Raw genomic sequence first — 15,679 nt, 5'->3', positions numbered from 1 at the left:
GATGACACGCGCTGGATCACCGCGCAGTTGCTCGAGGTCAGCGGGGGGTGAGGAGGCAGAACTCGTTGCCCTCCGGGTCGGCCAGAATCGTCCAGGAGATCGCGGACTGGTCGATTCCGGGGTCGGTGGCGCCCAGGGCACGCAGTCGGGCTTCCTCTGCTGCCAGGTCGTCACCGGGGTAGGGGCAGACATCGAGGTGGACGCGGTTCCACACGCTCTTGGTGTCGGGGGTGCGGATGAACTCAAGGTAGGGGCCGACGTTTTGGGCGGAGCGCATGGTCGCGTGGTCGTCGGCGACTTCGTGCAGCGTCCAGTCCATCGCCTCGTCCCAGAAGCGGGCCATCTCTCGTGGGTCGGTGCAGTCGACCACCACCGCGGCGATCGGCCCGGTGTCCCGGTAGACCGGACGGGGCTCCAGGACGCAGAGCTCGTTGCCCTCCGGGTCGGCCATGACCGTCCAGGGGACGTCGCCCTGGCCCACGTCGGCGAGCGTCGCGCCGAGATCCGTCAGTCGCGCGACCAACTCCGCCTGATGAGCGGCCGAGGTGGTGGCCAGATCGAGGTGGACCCGGTTCTTCACCGTTTTGGGTTCCGGGCGGGCGATGATGTCGATGCAGACGGCCACGGGGTCAGGGTAGGCGAAGCCCACGGGTTCGAGGTTGGTCACGCCGGGTGCCTCGCTGTCGATACCCCAACCGAGTGCTTCCGCCCAGAACCGGCCGAGCGCGGAGTCGTCCAGCGCCTTCATATTGATCTGCACGAGTCGTGTTGCCATGCCGTAGATCTTAGAATCCGCCGGCGGTCAGGGACGCCGACGGTCAGACAGGTGCTCGACCTAGTGCTGACCATGGTCGCGCTCAGAGAGTCCCTACCGAACGTGCCGCCGACGCCCCGGCGTTCAGCCTGCGGTGAGGCCGGAGAATGCTTCGGTCGTGAGTTCCTGGAGCTCGGCGAGCGGGACGTCGCCGAGATGCTGCGTGAGCCCCCACCGATGACCGAAGGGGTCGAGCAGCTGGCCTTCTCGCTCGCCCCAGAAGGTGTCGCTCAATGGGCGGATCACGGTGGCTCCGGCATCCACGGCCCGCTGCCAGGTGTCGTCGACATCGTCGACATGCAGATAGATGGCGCCGTAGGTGCCGCCGAAGTGCTGCGGCCCGAAGGACTCCATCTCGGGGAACTCGTCGGCCAGCATCAGGGTGAGCGTCCCGATGCGGATCTGGACGTGGATCAGCCGGCCGCCGGGCACCACCAGCCTGGTGAGCTCTGCGGCTCCGAAGGCCTTTTGGTACCAGGCGGATGCCTCGTCCGTGCCGCGAACGGTCAGGTGCAGGGTGTGCGAGTTGAACGACATCGGTGCTTCCTTTCGGAGATCTGGGTCCGGCCGGTTCGAGCACGGCATCAAAGCGCGCCGACGGCCCGACCGATCGACGGCCCTGCAGCGGGAGTTGTCAGGTTCGAGGCCGACGCGCACCTCAACTGCCCCAGGACCGGAGTTTGTCCGGGTTGCGAATCGCCCAGATACGTCGGATGTGGGACTCGTCAGTGTCGAACGCGTACACGGTCAGCACCTGACTGCCGTTGACCGCAACAAGGCCCGGTTGGCCATTGACGGTCCGCTCAAGGAGGTCGAGTCGGCCTGCGAGCGTCGCCAGGTGTACCAGGAACTCCGCAACCCGGAGGTGGCCTTGGACCGGCACCGGCGAGGCCATCGCGCGACCGCCCCCGTCGGCGATGGCCACGACCGACGGGTCGAGGAGTCGTACCAGGGCATCCACGTCCTTGGCCTGCCACGCCTGGCGGAACTCACCGACGATGGCAGAACGCCGCCGGGCCTGTGCACCGTGGGCGCGGGCAGCAGCCACTCGTCGACGACCCGACGAGGCGAGCTCGCGGCAGGCACCCGGCGTGCGGCCGACGATCTCCGCGACCTCCTTGAACGGCACCCGGAAGACATCGTGCAGCATGAAGGCGACGCGCTCGGCCGGCGTCATCGAGTCGAGCACGACCAGGAACGCCATCTCGACGGACTCGTCCAGCGTGATGTGGTCGGCCGGATCTCTTGTCGTCGAGCCGTGGGAGAGCGCGCTCCACTCGGCCCGCGCCGGCAGTGGCTCCGGAATCCACTCACCGACGTATCGCTCCCGGCGCATACGCGCCGAACGGAGCTGGTCCATGCAGATCCGGCTCACGACGGTGGTCAGCCAGGCCCCGGGATTCGCGACAGCGGCCCGGCGTTCGACAGGTTGCGCGAACCAGCGGGCGTACGCCTCCTGGACGGCGTCCTCCGCCTCGGTCAGCGAGCCGAGCAGCCGGTAGGCGAGATTGGCGAGGCTGCGCCGCTGCGACATGAGCGGCTCGTCCTCGGGCCGCGCCGGAGCATCTTCGTTTCCGCCTGTGATGTCCATTCGGTCAGCGCCTTTCGCTCGCCACGTACGGATCCCCCTGCGAGATACGACGGATCAGGACCCGCCGATGTCAGCGGGCGACAACGGCGGCCCGTCTCCTGACGATCGAGGCCACTGCCGCGTCGATGTGGGTGGCGGCCACAGCGCCCGGCCGCAACGGCGACCGCGCGTCCGCGGTTCGCCGCAGCACGTGTCCGGGACGGCTCGGCGCGCAGGTTGCCGGGTGGGTCCACGAAGTCTCGGCGCAGAGGTCCGACGCCGAGTTCCGATCACGGGAGACAGCCGACCATGCCTCATCTCACCGTCCACGCTCTCGAGCCTCAGGTCACCGGGCGCGAGAACGACCTCATCGCCCGACTCACGGACGCGGTCACCTCCGTGTACGGAGAGTGGGCACGCGACCTCGTCGTCGTACAGCTCGCTGGGCTCCCGGCAGGCCGCTGGGCCGTCGGCGGGGTTGCCCGCCGAGATGCGGCGCCGACCGTGACGTTCGCCATCCGGGAGAAGGCGCTCACCCGGGCCGACGGCCCGCAGATCGCGGCCCGGCTCGTCGCAGCAGTGACAGACGCCGTTGCAACGGCACTCGGCGAGCACCATCGCGGTGGGATCGTCGTCGACCTGGTCGCCACACGTGACGATCGCACCGCCGTCGGCGGCCGTCTCGTGTCGGACTCGGCGCCACTCTCTGGGGGCCCTGGTGGATCCGTCGCGGATCACGAATCACGTCGGTGAGTTACTCGACTGGGCCAACGCCGGGCACGCGGTGGGTGGCTGCGCGTGACAAGGACCCGGAGCGTTCGTTGATCAAGGTATGACTGCCTTTCGGAAGATGGTTACGGGTATTTCGGCGACGGCTGCAGCGGTCGGTCTGGTCTTCGCCGCTGGGCCGCCTGCGCTGGCTGCCGGCAAGTGGTGCAACAACGCCGTCTGTATCGAGACCTACGACACGGGGACGTATCTCGGAAGGGTGGAGGTGTCGGTCATCAACACCAACCAGCCCCACAGGATCTCCGCGCGCGTGTGGACCACCGACGGGTGGAGCGCCAACACGAAGGTCGAGGACGTCGACGCGTTCCGGACCTACCGCGACCAGGCCTATCCCCAGCGGCACTTCGCGCCGGGCACCCGGCTGTGCGCGGAAGGCTTCCGCGGCGGCGAGAGCGTCGGTCTTCCCTGCGTGACGATCACCGATTGACCTGCACACATTGCCGGCGACGTTCTTGGGCCCCTGCATCACCACGATCACCGCAGTGCGCCACTGTCGCCCCGACCGCGGCCGTGACACCGCCTGCCGCGCCGGCAACGACGTAGAGCCCGGATCCGTGTGGATCCGGGCCCTGCGTCGTGCAGTAGCGGGGACAGGATTTGAACCTGCGACCTCTGGGTTATGAGCCCAGCGAGCTACCGAGCTGCTCCACCCCGCGTCGGTGATCCCTACCGTACGCCATCACAGCGGGCCGGGAGACCACTTCTTGCCGAGGGCCGCTTGTGCGACCGGCAGGAGCCCCCGTGCAGGCCAGTGGGCGAAGAAGACCCGGCCTTGATCAGCCGCCGCCCGACGGCTGATCGCTGTCAACGGTTCGCCTGTGAATCTCATGGCTGTAGCCGTCGAGTCCGTGGGCTTCATGCGCCTCGGGGGTGGACGCCATGGAGCGCGTCGAGTCGTGGCGGATCAGGATGGCCAGCAGGTCTGCGACGGCGGCCGGGGCATCCGAGGGATGGCGCAGCATCGTGCCGGGAGCGACGCGGTAGACGTTCGAGCGGCCCTCCCGGACGTGGGTGAGGTAGCCGCCCTCTTCCAGGTCGACGATGATCTTCTGCACAGCACGCTCGGTGAGCTGGCAACGGACGGCGACATCGCGGATGCGGACGGTGTGGTCTTCGGCGATGGCGGCCAGCACCCGGGAGTGGTTGGTCAGGAAGGTCCAGCCTGCGTGCGGTTGCGGCGCTCGATCCATGGCCCCACGATACGATACTCAGTTCACGCATTGCAAAGGGCGTATTTCATTTCGTGTATTGGTTGACATGAAATGAGGGCCGGGTGATGCTGGAGTAGTCCAGAAGCCGGTACGTGCGGGAGTCCTCATGTCCCACCACGCCACTCTCCCCCGCAACGAGGGGCCCTGCCCCGAGTGCGGCACCAAGCTCAAGCAGTCACCGACGCCGGCGCCCGTGACCTTCAGCATCGACACGGCCGGTGACCGGTTCTTCGTGACCGTGTCCGGTGAACTCGACCTGGACAGCGACCAGGCACTGCAGCAGACCCTCAGCGATGCGATGAACCACGACAGCGAGGGCCTGGAACTGGATCTCGCAGGGGTCGATTTCCGTGACTGCTCCGCCCTCACCGCCCTGCTGCACGTGCGCCGTCGTGCCCACGAGACCGCCGAAAGCCTCACCCCGCGCGTCGGCAGGCCGGCCGCGGACTCGCCGCTCGGCCTTGCCCACACCCTCCCCCACTTCACCGTGGACGCTGCGGGGCCCCCTGCGCACCCGGCTACCACCGCAAGACCGACGCCCGCGCAGCCCGCGCAGCCGGCACCCACCTCGGACTCGCCCGGCGAGGACCTCGCAGCCGAAAACGCGCAGCTGCGCCGGGCGCTTCAGACTCGCGCCACGATCGACCTGGCCCGCGGCATGCTCATGGCCTCCTTCCACCTGACCACCCAGCAGTCCTGGCAGGCCCTCGTGACCGCATCCCAGCACAGCAACACCAAACTGCACCTGATCGCCGCCGCCCTCCTGCAGACCGCTGACGGCCAGGCACTGCCTGAGTCCCTTGCCGGCCATCTGGCCACGGCAGTGGAGACACACCGCACCCCGGCAGACTAGTTCGACGAGGTGCGGGGCGGGGGCGCAGCGGCCGTCCTAGACGGGCCGCCGTCGGGATCCGCGACCGCCGCGGCAGGCCTGGCCCAGGCGCCGAGGGTGAACCCTCCGTGCTCCTTGCGCACTTCGACGGCACCGGCACCGCCGAAGTGCGCCGGTACCACCAATTCCTTTTCGGACGCTGCCCGTTCAAGGATCCGCATACGGCTGGCCGCCGCGCGTACCGGATCGTGGCAGAGGCAGCTGCTGCAGTCGGGCCGCAGGAGCTGGAGCGGGTTGTGTACGAGGTCGCCGACGAAGACCGCCCGGTCGCTCCCGGACGTGAGCCTCAGGACGGACGACCCGGGCGTGTGGCCGGGGGCGGACTCCAGGGTGAGGTTCTTGTCGATCCGGTGGGCGCCGTCCCACCGCACGGCCTGCCCGGACCGGTGGATGGGCGCCACGCTGTCCTCGTAGATGAGCCGGTCGACCTCGCGCAGACCGTTCGCGTACCCGTTCTCCGGGCCGAAGTGGGCATCGTCGGCGGCCGGGACGAGGTACTGGGCGTTGGGAAACGTCGGTGCCCAACCGCCTTCGGCCGCAGTGGTGTTCCACCCCACGTGGTCGGCGTGCAGATGCGTGTTGACCACGACGTCCACGTCCTCTCGGCGCACCCCGGCCCGTTCCAGTCCGCCGAGGAAATCACCCTGCCAGTGGTGGAATCGCGGTGCCCCGGGCCGTTCGCGCCCGTTGCCGACGCCGGGGTCGATCACAACGGTCCGTCCGCCGCTGCGCAACACCCAGCTCTGCAACGCGACCACAGCCCGGTCCGTCTCCGGATCCCAGTGGTCGGGCGCCAGCCAGGCCTCGTTGGCCTTCCACAGCTCGCTGGTGCTGCCCGGGAGCAGGTCGAGCGAGGGGATGTAGGGCCCCTGCCAGTCGACCACCCGGATGACCTCGACGTCTCCCAGTACAAGGCGCCACACGTTTTTTTCGTTGATCATGACGTCGACCCTATGAAGCGATACGTGAGCCTCTCAATGCTTGTTCGGATCACCCGAATACGCATTCCTCTCACGAGGGCGGCGGTCGGCGATACCCTGAGCCGATGGATGTGGTGAGCGACGCGATTGCAGCCGTACGCATCGGGCGGCCGTCCTCCAACCGCGTGCGCGCGAGCGGGAACTGGTGCGCGCGGCTCGACCCGTACGACGGCGCGGGCTTCCATGTCGTCCTGGAGGGCAGCTGCTGGCTCCTGCCCGATGGAGGCGACCCGGTCTCGCTCGGTGTGGGCGACGCGGTGTTGCTGCCGCACGGCACCGGGCATGTGATCGCGGACGCCCCGGCCGACGCGGCAGGCGTGAAACGTGCGGTGCGGTTCGAGCAGTGGACCGACAGGCCGGCGCATGAGGCCCGAGCCGGTCGCGGCGAGGTGCGGATGCTGTGCGGCAAGTACCGCCTGGACCGCAGCCGTGCCCACCCGCTCATGGCGGAGCTGCCCGACGTCGTCCATCTGCCCAACCGCCCCGACAGCCACCGTGAACTGCGCACCGCCATCGATCTGCTGGGCCACGAACTTGATGCGCAGCAGCCTGGCGCATGCATCGCCGTCCCGAGCCTGCTCGACCTTCTCCTCGTCTACATGGTCCGCGCCTGGATGACCGAGGGCGGCACCGGGCTCTGGCCGGCGGTACTGAGCGACCCGGTGACAACCGCCGCGTTGCGCGCCCTCCACTCGGACCCGGCAGCGCCATGGACCAACGAACGCCTCGCCGCCGAGGCGAAGGTCTCCCGTCCCACGCTGGCACGCCGCTTCGCCACGCTGGTCGGACGGCCTCCGATGGCCTACCTCACCTGGTGGCGGCTCACCCTCGCAGCGGCACAGCTCCGCGACACCGCACAACCACTGGCGGTGATCGCCCGCGACGTCGGCTACGGCACCCCGTACGCCTTCTCGCACGCCTTCAAACGGGAGCACGGGACCACGCCCGGGCAGTACCGGGCGGGTTGAGTCTCAAGTGCTCAGGGCGCGCGTCCGCCTGCCGCCCGGCTGTCAGCGAGCCACGGTCACAGCGTGAGCAGCCGGACGAGCAGCACCGTCACCGTGCCCGCCGTGAGCACCGACCCCAGCACGGTGAACAGCAGGTCGACCGCCTTCATGTCCCAGCCCTCAACCGCGAACACGTGGGGGGCTCGCGGATCGTATGTCACCGTGACCTGCGCCCCCACGCCGAAGCCGCTTGTGACCACTGCGCGGCCGAACCTGGACGAGTACTCGCACCTGCGCCCGTCCCGGTCCGTCCAGGCCACGACGGGGTGGTGAAAGGTGGACCCTTCGTCGTCCCGCCTGACCTCATGGCGCAGGATCCAGGCCTTGGCCGTGACACCGGTACGGCGGAGCGCGCCGGCGCGGCGCAGGCCGTGCACACCAAAACTGAGGAAGACCGTGCCGATCGCCAGGGGGATGAGAGAGAAGAGCCATACGCGTTCCATGTGTCAGGAGGCGCGCAGGGTGACGCCGAAACGGGTCTTCATCCGCCGCAGTTCCCACAGCGAGACGGCGGTCACCGACAGCGGCCCGCCCAGCGTGGAGCAGAACTGGACGACGGGCGGGCCCCCCGGCAAGCCGTCACCTATCAGGCTGAAGGCCGCGAACACCCACACCAGCGTCAGGGTGAGGACGGGCGGCAGCATCGGGTGGACCTGGGCACTGTTGAAGGCACTGCGGGCCGAGTACAGCGACGCCATGAAGAAGAAGGGAAAACCCCACACGACCACGATCAGCGAGGCGACGGCCAATGCGTACTCCCACCAGCTCTTCCCGTCGTCGGCGTCAACGGTCAGCGCCGTCAGAGCGAGGACTCCGCCGATGACGACCAACGTCAGCACGTACCAGCCGACCGCCTTGAGGGGAGCGCGCAGCCGGGAGCGCAGGTGCGGCCGCAGGTGCGGAGGCGCGTAGTAGATGAATCCGACGATGACCAGGGGTGCGGCGATGATCAGCACGAACGGGGCGATGATGAGTTGGGCGGCACCGGCCTTCCCCGCCTCCTCCCAGCGGTTCGGGTCCACGTTGTAGGCGAGGATCAGGGCGACGGTGGCGGCGGCACCGAGCACCGTGCGGGCCAGCTGGACGCGGTCCACGGTGCGGTCCTCGATCCGGCCGTCGCCCTCATGCGCGAAGAGCCTGGTGGCGACGCGGTGCGCGGAGCGCAGGATCGCGCCGACGAGCCCGAAGGGAGCGCCGAACGACAGGCAGCCGCGGCGGCGCCGGGCAGCGGGCCTCGCGGGCTGGGGGCCGTAGGGGTGGTAAGGAGGCTGGTACGGGCCCGGATGCGGTGGCGGCGGACCGTACGGGCCGCCCTGTGGTGGTCCGTAGGGAGCGCCCCAGCCGCCCTGGCCTCCCGGTCCGTTGCCGCCAGGCTGACCCGGGCCGTTTCCCGGCCCCCATCCCCCCGTAGCCATGCCGCTCCCGTTCGCTTTCGGCCAGTTGTTGTGTGTCCTGTGGTGCCACGGCGCAGTGTAGTGGCACATCAGTTGGCAGAGGCCGCGCTCGTTGCCGGTCAGGGCGCCGACCGGATCGAGCTCTGGGGTACCGCGGGACCACCAGTCGTCGTGGCCCGGTTCCGATTCGTGCGCGTACCACAACCCGTCCCGGCCCAGCTGGAGTTGGACATGGCCGCGGGGGTGGGTGACGTGGTCGCGCCGAGGGTGGGAAGGCTCTGTTGCCGGCGTTTTTGCGTAGTGTCCGCTGCGTGACGATCAACGTACGCAGGTCCCGTCCCGAAGATCACGCAGCGATCCTGTCCCTGATGGACAAGGCCCGCGGAGTGGGGCTCAGCGATGAGGAACGGGCGCGCCGAGGGTTTGTGCAGGGCAGCCTGACGGGCGAACTCCTCGACCGTTTCCAGGATGGCCCGGGCATCTTCGTCGCCGACGCCGCGGGGGAACTCGCCGGGTTTGCGATCACCAGTGAACCGGACTGGCTCCCGCCACAACACCCGGCCACAGCAGCCGTCCAAGCGGTCACCAAGGCGGCCGACGGGCGCGACCTGGGCAGGCTCTTCCTTTACGGCCCCGTCGCGGTCGACGACCGTTTCCAAGGGCGTGGGGTGCTGACGAAGCTGCTCAGGGAGCTCAGCCGCGCACTGAAGGAGGACTTCGACCTCGCCGTTGCTTTCGTCGAGACGGCCAACGAGCGCTCCTTGGCGGTGCACCGGCATTACGGGATGGCCGAGGACGCCCACTTCGAGGTGGGCGAACGCACCTACGTGGCCTTCACGTTCTCGCCGGCGGCTTTCGCGCAGCGACAGTCCTGACAAGTGAGCGGACGAGGCCGCTGGTTCAGACGGGAGGCATGAGCTGGAGGCCGGGTCGAGCCCGTGGTGCCGGACCGAACGCCGAAACGGGGTGGGCGGGAGTGTGATCACCGGCAGGTGATCGACGCGATCGCGTTCCGGCATTGACGGGTTATCAGGGCACGGGGGCTCGAATCCGTCCTGTGGAAGGCGGCACTCGTTGTCAGAATGAATGGCCCATCGGCATATCCACGGGAGCTGACCATGCGTAGACCCGCTGTTCTGCTGGCCGTTGCCGCCGCTCTCAGCGTCCCGTTGACGGCACCGGCCCCCACCGCCTCGGCCGATTCCCGGACAACCGAGGTCATCTGCCAGGACTGGTCCGTGTTTCCGCAGTACATCCGCCACATCTTCCTCAGTCCGGACAACCCCACGGCCGTCAGGGACTTCGACGAGCACCCGGTGAACCTCAGCTGCTACGAGTGGTCGGGGTCGGCTCCGGCTACGGTTTCGTACTCCATCAGCTACGTCATGAACGACCTGGATCACCCCGACGGCAAGACAGACATCCTCACCATGGGGCACGGCTTCGTGTGGAGCCCCATCATGCCGGGCTACGTCTACCGGGCGAGTTTCACACTCATTCCCTGACGCACCGAGAGAGTGCTCGGGAGTGCCGGTGGTGCTCGGCGGCGTCGAAATCCACCGGCACTTCGGCCATGGTGCGGGCAGGATGTCCTCCTGTGAATCACGTGCTGTGCGGACTCGCCGCCAATGCGGCTCTGCCCTTCGAGCTGGTCGAGCGACTGATCTCGGTTGCGGACGCGGACATCGCCGAGGATCTGGCCACTCGGGCGGACCTCAGCCACGGGCAGGCGGTTGCGCTGGCTGCGCGGGTCGGGGAAAGCGCGGTGCGGCTTGCGTACGAGGGCCGGCTGACCGCTGCCGACATCGATCCCGTCGCGCAGCCGCAGGCGGCGCTCGCCCTGCTCGACGAGGGGGCCGGTGCCCCGGCGTGGGCGCGGCTGTTCGCGGCGGATCCCGAGGTGGAGCGCCGGGAGAAGCTGGCCGCCTGCCCCGGCCTCCCGCTCGCCGTGCGGGAGATGCTGGCTGCCGACCGGGACGTACGGGTTGTCGCGGAGCTGGCGTTGTGGACGTCGGCGGACACGGCCGTGCGGCTCGCGCGGCATCCGCATGCCGAGGTCCGCCGCGCGCTGGCGGCCAACGAGGCGACGCCGCCGGACGTACTGGCGAGGCTGATCACCGGCGAGGGGCTGCCTCCGGCGCAGCGGTGCCTGGTCTGCGACGTTGAACAGACGCCGTTCGTGCACGATTCGGAATGCCCGCGGCTCGACTGCGATCTGCGGTCCGGTGCCTCGTGCGCGGGACTGCACGAGTCGACCGTCCTTGAGACGGCGGGGCTGGCGCTGCAAAACCCTGCCACGCCTGTCGAAGCCGTCGTCCGCTTCGCCGACCATCCCTCGGTGCTGCTGCGGCTGCACCTCGCCGCCCGCACCGACCTGCCGCCGCAGGTGGGGGCGCGGCTCGCCGGTGACCCTGTGCCCGGCGTGCGCGCCGACCTCGCCGGAAACCCGGCGATCGACGACGCCCTGATCCGTACGTTGGCTGCCGACCGGGACCCTGACGTGCGGCGCAGTCTGGCGCACAACCCGCGCGTGCCGCTGGACGTACTCTCCCGCCTGGCCGGCACGGTCAAACTCGGACCGACCCTGCTGCCGAGGATTGCAACCGCTTCCCCCGCCGAGGTCGAGGAGCTGGCCAGGTCGTCGAATCCGGCGGTACGGATGCTGCTGGCCGAACGGCGCGATCTGCCGGACGAGATCCGCGACGCGTTGGCCGCCGACCGGGACGCCAGGGTGGTCAAGTCCATCGCGCCCCATCCGGGCCTCTGCGAGCGACAGTTGCGCGGCATGGTCGAACGGCACGGGGTTCAGGTCGTTGCCAAGGTGGCGGCCAACCTGGGCGCACCGCCGGCACTGTTGGAGGACCTGGCCCAGCTCCTGCCGCCGGTGCGGAAGGCGTTGCGGGAAATCGCCCGGCACAGCAACGCCACGGGCCCCGCCCTGCTCGCCTGCTTGGCGGACCAGCGGGCACGGCCCATAGCCGCCGGGCACCCGGCCCTCCCGCCGCCGGTCATCGTCGACCTGCTCGCCGACGACGACTGGCAGGTCGTGGAAGCGGCTGCCGCCAACCCATCGCTGCCGCCTGCCGTGATGGCGCGGCTGGTGCCGGAGCCGAGCGGCGCATAGACCCGACGCAGCGCGTCTCCCGGCCATGCGGGCGGCCGTCCCCTGGAACACCAGCGCGCGATCCGGGCGCTGATCCGCCTGTTTCCCAACCGTGACGATCCGCGCTCCCGGCTCCCTGACCTGCACTGTCGTACACCGCGCCACGACCTGCGCACACCCTGTATACACGGCGCGTATACATGCGACGTATACACGGTGTGTAGAGTGCGGGTCATGTCCATCGGTCACACCCTTTTAGGGCTACTGGAAACCGGCCCGCGCCACGGCTACGACCTCAAGCGGGCCTTCGACGAGAAGTTCGGTCACGACCGGCCGCTGCACTACGGCCAGGTCTACTCGACCATGTCCCGGCTCCTGAAGAACGGTCTCGTCGAGGTCGACGGGATCGAGACGGGCGGCGGTCCCGAGCGCAAGCGTTACGCGATCACCGACGCCGGCGTCACCGACGTACAGCGGTGGTTGGCCACCCCGGAGAAGCCTGAGGATTACCTCCAGTCGACCCTCTACACCAAGGTCGTCCTCGCCCTGCTCACCCGGCGCGACGCCGCCGGGATCCTCGACACCCAGCGCTCCGAGCATCTGCGCAGCATGCGGATCCTCACCGACCGCAAGCGCAGGGGTGATCTGGCGGACCAATTGATCTGCGACCACGCCCTGTTCCACCTGGAAGCCGACCTGCGCTGGCTGGAGCTGACCGCCGCCCGAGTCGACAAACTCCGTGAGGCTGTGACCCTGTGACGACTTCTCCCCCCGGTGCCCTGCTCATCGCGCACGACCTGCGCAAGACGTACGGCCCGACCCACGCCCTGGACGGCGCCGGATTCTCGATACACCCCGGCGAGGTCGTCGCCATCATGGGCCCCTCCGGGTCCGGCAAGTCCACGCTGCTGCACTGCCTCGCCGGGATCGTGCCGCCCGACTCCGGGTCGATCGTCTACTACGGGCATGAACTGGCGAAGATGAGCGATGCCCAGCGCAGCGCGCTGCGCCGCTCCGAGTTCGGGTTCGTGTTCCAGTTCGGTCAGCTGGTGCCCGAGCTGACCTGTGTGGAGAACGTCGCCCTGCCGCTGCGGCTGAACGGCTCCTCCCGCAAGGACGCCGAGCGGACCGCGCTCGGCTGGATGGAGCGCCTGGAGGTCGACGACCTCAAGGCGAAGCGTCCCGGTGAGGTCTCCGGCGGCCAGGGCCAGCGCGTCGCCGTGGCCCGCTCGCTGGTCACCGGCCCGCGCCTGCTGTTCGCGGACGAACCCACCGGCGCGCTCGACTCCTCCAACGGCGAGCGCGTGATGGAACTGCTGACGGAAGCGGCCCGCTCGACCAACGCGGCCGTCGTCCTCGTCACCCACGAGACACGCGTGGCCGCCTACGCCGACCGCGAGGTCGTCGTCCGCGACGGCAAGTCCCGTGACATGGAGCGCGCCGTATGAGTCCTCGCCAGTGGGCCAGAGACCTGACCATGGGAGTCCACTTCGCCGTCACCGGCGGACGCGAGGGCTGGGTCCGGATGACGCTCACCGCCGTCGGCGTCGGCCTCGGCGTGGCACTGCTCCTGCTGTGCACCGCCCTGCCCAACGTGTTCGCCGCCCGCGACAGGGTGGAGAACGCCCGCTACGACTACAGGTACTCCGACAAGTCCCCTCAGAAGGCCGACAACACCTTCCTGACCGCCGACACCGACACCACCTGGCACGACGACGACGTCCGCGGCCGGCTCCTGGAGCCCGAGGGCAAACGGGCGCCGCTGCCCCCGGGGGTCGACAGCTTCCCGGGCAAGGGCGACATGGTGGTCTCCCCCGCGCTCAAGGACCTGCTCGCCTCGGACGGCGCCAAGCTGCTGCGGGAGCGGCTGCCCTACAGGATCACCGGCACGATCGGTGAGAGCGGACTCATCGGCTCCCACGAACTGGCCTACTACGCCGGTGCTTCGGGGCTGACGGCCTCCTCCGCGGTGCACCGGCTGACCGAGTACGGCCCCCCGGACGCGCCGGCCGAGAAGACCGACCCGGTGCTGCTGCTCATGGTCCTGGTCGTGTTCGTGATGCTGCTGACTCCGGTCGCCGTGTTCATCGCCGCCGCCGTCCGCTTCGGCGGCGAGCGCCGCGACCGACGCCTGGCCGCGCTGCGCCTGGTGGGCTCGGACAGCCACATGACCCGGCGGATCGCGGCGGGCGAAGCACTTGCCGGAGCCCTGCTCGGCCTGGTCGTAGGCTCCGGCTTCTTCCTCCTCTGCCGTCAGACGCTGGGCTCCACCGAGGTGCTGGGCGTGAGCGTCTGGCCCAGCTACCTCGATCCCTCCCCCGTGCTCGCCGCGCTGGTCGCGCTGGCGATCCCGGTCGCCGCCGTACTCGTCACGCTGCTCGCGCTGCGCGGCGTGGTGGTGGAACCGCTGGGCGTCGTGCGCGCGGCCAAGCAGCGCAGCCGCCGGCTGTGGTGGCGACTGCTGCCGCCGCTGGCCGGCCTCGCGATGCTCTACCCGATGATCGGCAAGGGCCGTAAGAACGGCGAGTTCAACCAGTACCTCGTCATCGGCGGCGTACTGCTGCTGCTGATCGGCATCACCGCGCTGCTGCCCTGGGTCGTGGAGGCGGTCGTCGTCCGCCTCGGCAAGGGCACACTGTCCTGGCAGCTTGCGGTACGGCGGCTGCAGCTCAGCAGCGGCACCGCCGCACGCATGGTCAACGGCATCGCCGTCGCCGTCGCCGGAGCCATCGCCCTGCAGATGCTGTTCACGGGAACGCAGAGCCAGTACACCAAGGCCACCGGCCAGGACACCGGCCGGGTCCAGATGCAGGTCGTCTTCAGCAACCCCAAGACGCTGTCCGGTGTCGAGCGCGAGTTCAGCGGCACCAAGGGGGTACGGGCCGCAGTGGCCCCGGCCATCTCGTCGTACGGGGACACGCGTCGCGACCCGGAGAACAGCAACGGCCTGACCGTGGGCAACTGCACCGCCCTGCGCGAACTCGCCACGCTGCCCTCCTGCAAGGACGGCGACGTGTTCATCACCCGAACGAGAAGCCACTACGAGACCCCGAGCAACGCCGCCGAGATCGCCGTCGTCAAGCCCGGCCGGCGGCTGTACATCGACCCGTCGTACGGCGACTCCACCGAACGCGGCCGCGAGGTGCCCTGGACCGTTCCGGCGAACCTGCGGCTGGTGGACGCGCGCAAGGACTCACTGCAGGACGCCAACGGTCTGCTGGTGACACCCGCCGCCCTGCCCGCCAAGGCAGCGCCCGCGTTGATCTCGGACGGGGTCTACCTGCGTCTGGACCCGTCGGTGCCGGACGCACGGGAGTACGTACGCAACACCGTCGCCCGGATCGACCCCTTGGCACTCGCCTTCGGCTGGTCGGCGACGCAGGAGAACGCCAAGTACACCTCCATCCGCACCGGTCTGTTCGTCGGCTCCGCCTTCGTGCTGGCGCTGATCGGCGCGAGTCTGCTGGTCTCCCAGCTGGAACAGCTGCGCGAGCGCAGGAAGCTGCTCTCCGCGCTGGTCGCCTTCGGCACGCGGCGCCGCACGCTGAGCCTGTCGTTGCTGTGGCAGACGGCCCTCCCGGTCGGTCTCGGCCTCCTGCTGGCCACAACGGTGGGTGTCACCCTCGGCTCGGTGCTGCTGAAGATGACCCGTACACCGGTGGCCATGGACTGGTCGAGCGTCCTGACCATGACCGGCGTGGGCGCGGCCGTGGTCGCCGTGGTCACGCTGCTCAGCGTGCCGCCGCTGCTGCGGATGATGCGCCCGGATGGCCTGCGTACGGAATAGCCCGTCACCCATCCCCCGAAGTGGGGGGCACCAGCCACGCGGGGGCCCCAAGCCCCAAACACACCCCGCATACCCGGGTGACACGAAGGTGAAAAACCGGCGGGGGACCGTGGCGCGGGCCGGCGAGGAGCA

Annotated in this window: 17 protein-coding genes and 1 tRNA gene; 10 read left to right on the top strand and 8 right to left on the bottom strand. The window is 69.5% G+C overall.

Features of this window, described 5'->3' with window-relative positions; genetic code table 11:
• Positions 1 to 37: 37 nt before the first annotated feature.
• The 3 genes from ABZS97_RS24420 to sigJ all read right to left on the bottom strand — a co-directional run bounded on the left by ABZS97_RS24420 (position 38) and on the right by sigJ (position 2,405).
• A complete protein-coding gene (locus ABZS97_RS24420) occupies positions 38 to 775 on the bottom strand; it encodes a VOC family protein (protein ID WP_356140461.1) in 738 nt (245 codons plus the stop codon).
• Between the two features lie 123 nt (positions 776 to 898).
• On the bottom strand, positions 899 to 1,351 hold the full coding sequence (locus ABZS97_RS24415; RefSeq protein WP_356140460.1) for a VOC family protein: 453 nt from the start codon (positions 1,349 to 1,351) through the stop codon (positions 899 to 901).
• 121 nt (positions 1,352 to 1,472) lie between these two features.
• Entirely contained in the window at positions 1,473 to 2,405 is a 933-nt protein-coding gene (sigJ, locus tag ABZS97_RS24410; protein ID WP_356140459.1) for an RNA polymerase sigma factor SigJ, read from the bottom strand.
• A 288-nt stretch (positions 2,406 to 2,693) separates the two neighbouring features.
• Here sigJ and ABZS97_RS24405 point away from each other — a divergent pair, with 288 nt between their 5' ends.
• Both ABZS97_RS24405 and ABZS97_RS24400 read left to right on the top strand, forming a co-directional pair.
• Positions 2,694 to 3,137: a hypothetical protein gene (locus ABZS97_RS24405; protein WP_356140458.1), complete on the top strand. Its 444-nt coding sequence runs from the start codon at positions 2,694 to 2,696 to the stop codon at positions 3,135 to 3,137.
• Between the two features lie 97 nt (positions 3,138 to 3,234).
• Positions 3,235 to 3,600, top strand: a complete 366-nt coding sequence (locus ABZS97_RS24400) for a hypothetical protein (protein ID WP_356140457.1) — start codon at positions 3,235 to 3,237, stop codon at positions 3,598 to 3,600.
• Positions 3,601 to 3,755: 155 nt separating this feature from the next.
• Here ABZS97_RS24400 and ABZS97_RS24395 read toward each other — a convergent pair.
• Positions 3,756 to 3,829 (bottom strand) — tRNA-Met (locus ABZS97_RS24395).
• Positions 3,830 to 3,949: 120 nt separating this feature from the next.
• On the bottom strand, positions 3,950 to 4,363 hold the full coding sequence (locus ABZS97_RS24390; protein ID WP_356140456.1) for a helix-turn-helix domain-containing protein: 414 nt from the start codon (positions 4,361 to 4,363) through the stop codon (positions 3,950 to 3,952).
• Between the two features lie 127 nt (positions 4,364 to 4,490).
• On the opposite strand from ABZS97_RS24390, the gene ABZS97_RS24385 reads away from it, so the two are divergent.
• A complete protein-coding gene (locus ABZS97_RS24385) occupies positions 4,491 to 5,237 on the top strand; it encodes an ANTAR domain-containing protein (RefSeq protein WP_356140455.1) in 747 nt (248 codons plus the stop codon).
• Here ABZS97_RS24385 and ABZS97_RS24380 read toward each other — a convergent pair.
• Positions 5,234 to 6,217 carry an MBL fold metallo-hydrolase gene (locus tag ABZS97_RS24380; RefSeq protein WP_356140454.1) on the bottom strand — a complete coding sequence of 328 codons (984 nt, stop codon included), beginning with the start codon at positions 6,215 to 6,217 and terminating at the stop codon, positions 5,234 to 5,236. The genes ABZS97_RS24385 and ABZS97_RS24380 overlap by 4 nt on opposite strands.
• Before the next feature lie 104 nt (positions 6,218 to 6,321).
• Between ABZS97_RS24380 and ABZS97_RS24375 the strand changes: the two genes are divergently transcribed.
• Positions 6,322 to 7,224 carry an AraC family transcriptional regulator gene (locus ABZS97_RS24375; protein ID WP_356140453.1) on the top strand — a complete coding sequence of 301 codons (903 nt, stop codon included), beginning with the start codon at positions 6,322 to 6,324 and terminating at the stop codon, positions 7,222 to 7,224.
• A 56-nt stretch (positions 7,225 to 7,280) separates the two neighbouring features.
• Here the strand turns inward: ABZS97_RS24375 and ABZS97_RS24370 are convergent, their stop codons facing one another.
• Together ABZS97_RS24370 and ABZS97_RS24365 are read right to left on the bottom strand one after the other, a co-directional pair.
• The gene (locus tag ABZS97_RS24370) at positions 7,281 to 7,706 is read right to left on the bottom strand and encodes a DUF3592 domain-containing protein (protein WP_356140452.1); all 426 of its coding nucleotides are present in this window, start codon (positions 7,704 to 7,706) and stop codon (positions 7,281 to 7,283) included.
• A 3-nt stretch (positions 7,707 to 7,709) separates the two neighbouring features.
• Positions 7,710 to 8,678 (bottom strand): hypothetical protein, encoded by a 969-nt coding sequence (locus tag ABZS97_RS24365; protein ID WP_356140451.1) that lies wholly within the window; start codon positions 8,676 to 8,678, stop codon positions 7,710 to 7,712.
• A gap of 290 nt (positions 8,679 to 8,968) precedes the next feature.
• On the opposite strand from ABZS97_RS24365, the gene ABZS97_RS24360 reads away from it, so the two are divergent.
• From ABZS97_RS24360 to ABZS97_RS24335, 6 genes are all read left to right on the top strand, one after another.
• A complete protein-coding gene (locus ABZS97_RS24360; protein ID WP_356140450.1) occupies positions 8,969 to 9,532 on the top strand; it encodes a GNAT family N-acetyltransferase in 564 nt (187 codons plus the stop codon).
• 243 nt (positions 9,533 to 9,775) lie between these two features.
• Positions 9,776 to 10,162, top strand: a complete 387-nt coding sequence (locus tag ABZS97_RS24355) for a hypothetical protein (RefSeq protein ID WP_356140449.1) — start codon at positions 9,776 to 9,778, stop codon at positions 10,160 to 10,162.
• A 92-nt stretch (positions 10,163 to 10,254) separates the two neighbouring features.
• Positions 10,255 to 11,781 carry a hypothetical protein gene (locus tag ABZS97_RS24350; RefSeq protein ID WP_356140448.1) on the top strand — a complete coding sequence of 509 codons (1,527 nt, stop codon included), beginning with the start codon at positions 10,255 to 10,257 and terminating at the stop codon, positions 11,779 to 11,781.
• Positions 11,782 to 11,994: 213 nt separating this feature from the next.
• Entirely contained in the window at positions 11,995 to 12,519 is a 525-nt protein-coding gene (locus tag ABZS97_RS24345; RefSeq protein ID WP_356140447.1) for a PadR family transcriptional regulator, read from the top strand.
• Positions 12,516 to 13,208, top strand: coding sequence for an ABC transporter ATP-binding protein (locus ABZS97_RS24340; protein ID WP_356140446.1), 693 nt, complete (start codon positions 12,516 to 12,518; stop codon positions 13,206 to 13,208). The genes ABZS97_RS24345 and ABZS97_RS24340 overlap by 4 nt, the downstream gene beginning before the upstream one ends.
• Positions 13,205 to 15,547, top strand: a complete 2,343-nt coding sequence (locus tag ABZS97_RS24335; RefSeq protein WP_356140445.1) for an FtsX-like permease family protein — start codon at positions 13,205 to 13,207, stop codon at positions 15,545 to 15,547. The genes ABZS97_RS24340 and ABZS97_RS24335 overlap by 4 nt, the downstream gene beginning before the upstream one ends.
• Positions 15,548 to 15,679 lie beyond the last annotated feature (132 nt).

Origin of the sequence: Streptomyces sp. NPDC005485 (assembly GCF_040606085.1) — a bacterium.
Taxonomy (GTDB): domain Bacteria; phylum Actinomycetota; class Actinomycetes; order Streptomycetales; family Streptomycetaceae; genus Streptomyces.
The sequence above is the reverse complement of the archived record's forward strand: the minus strand, read 5'-3'. Positions and strand labels throughout refer to the sequence as shown.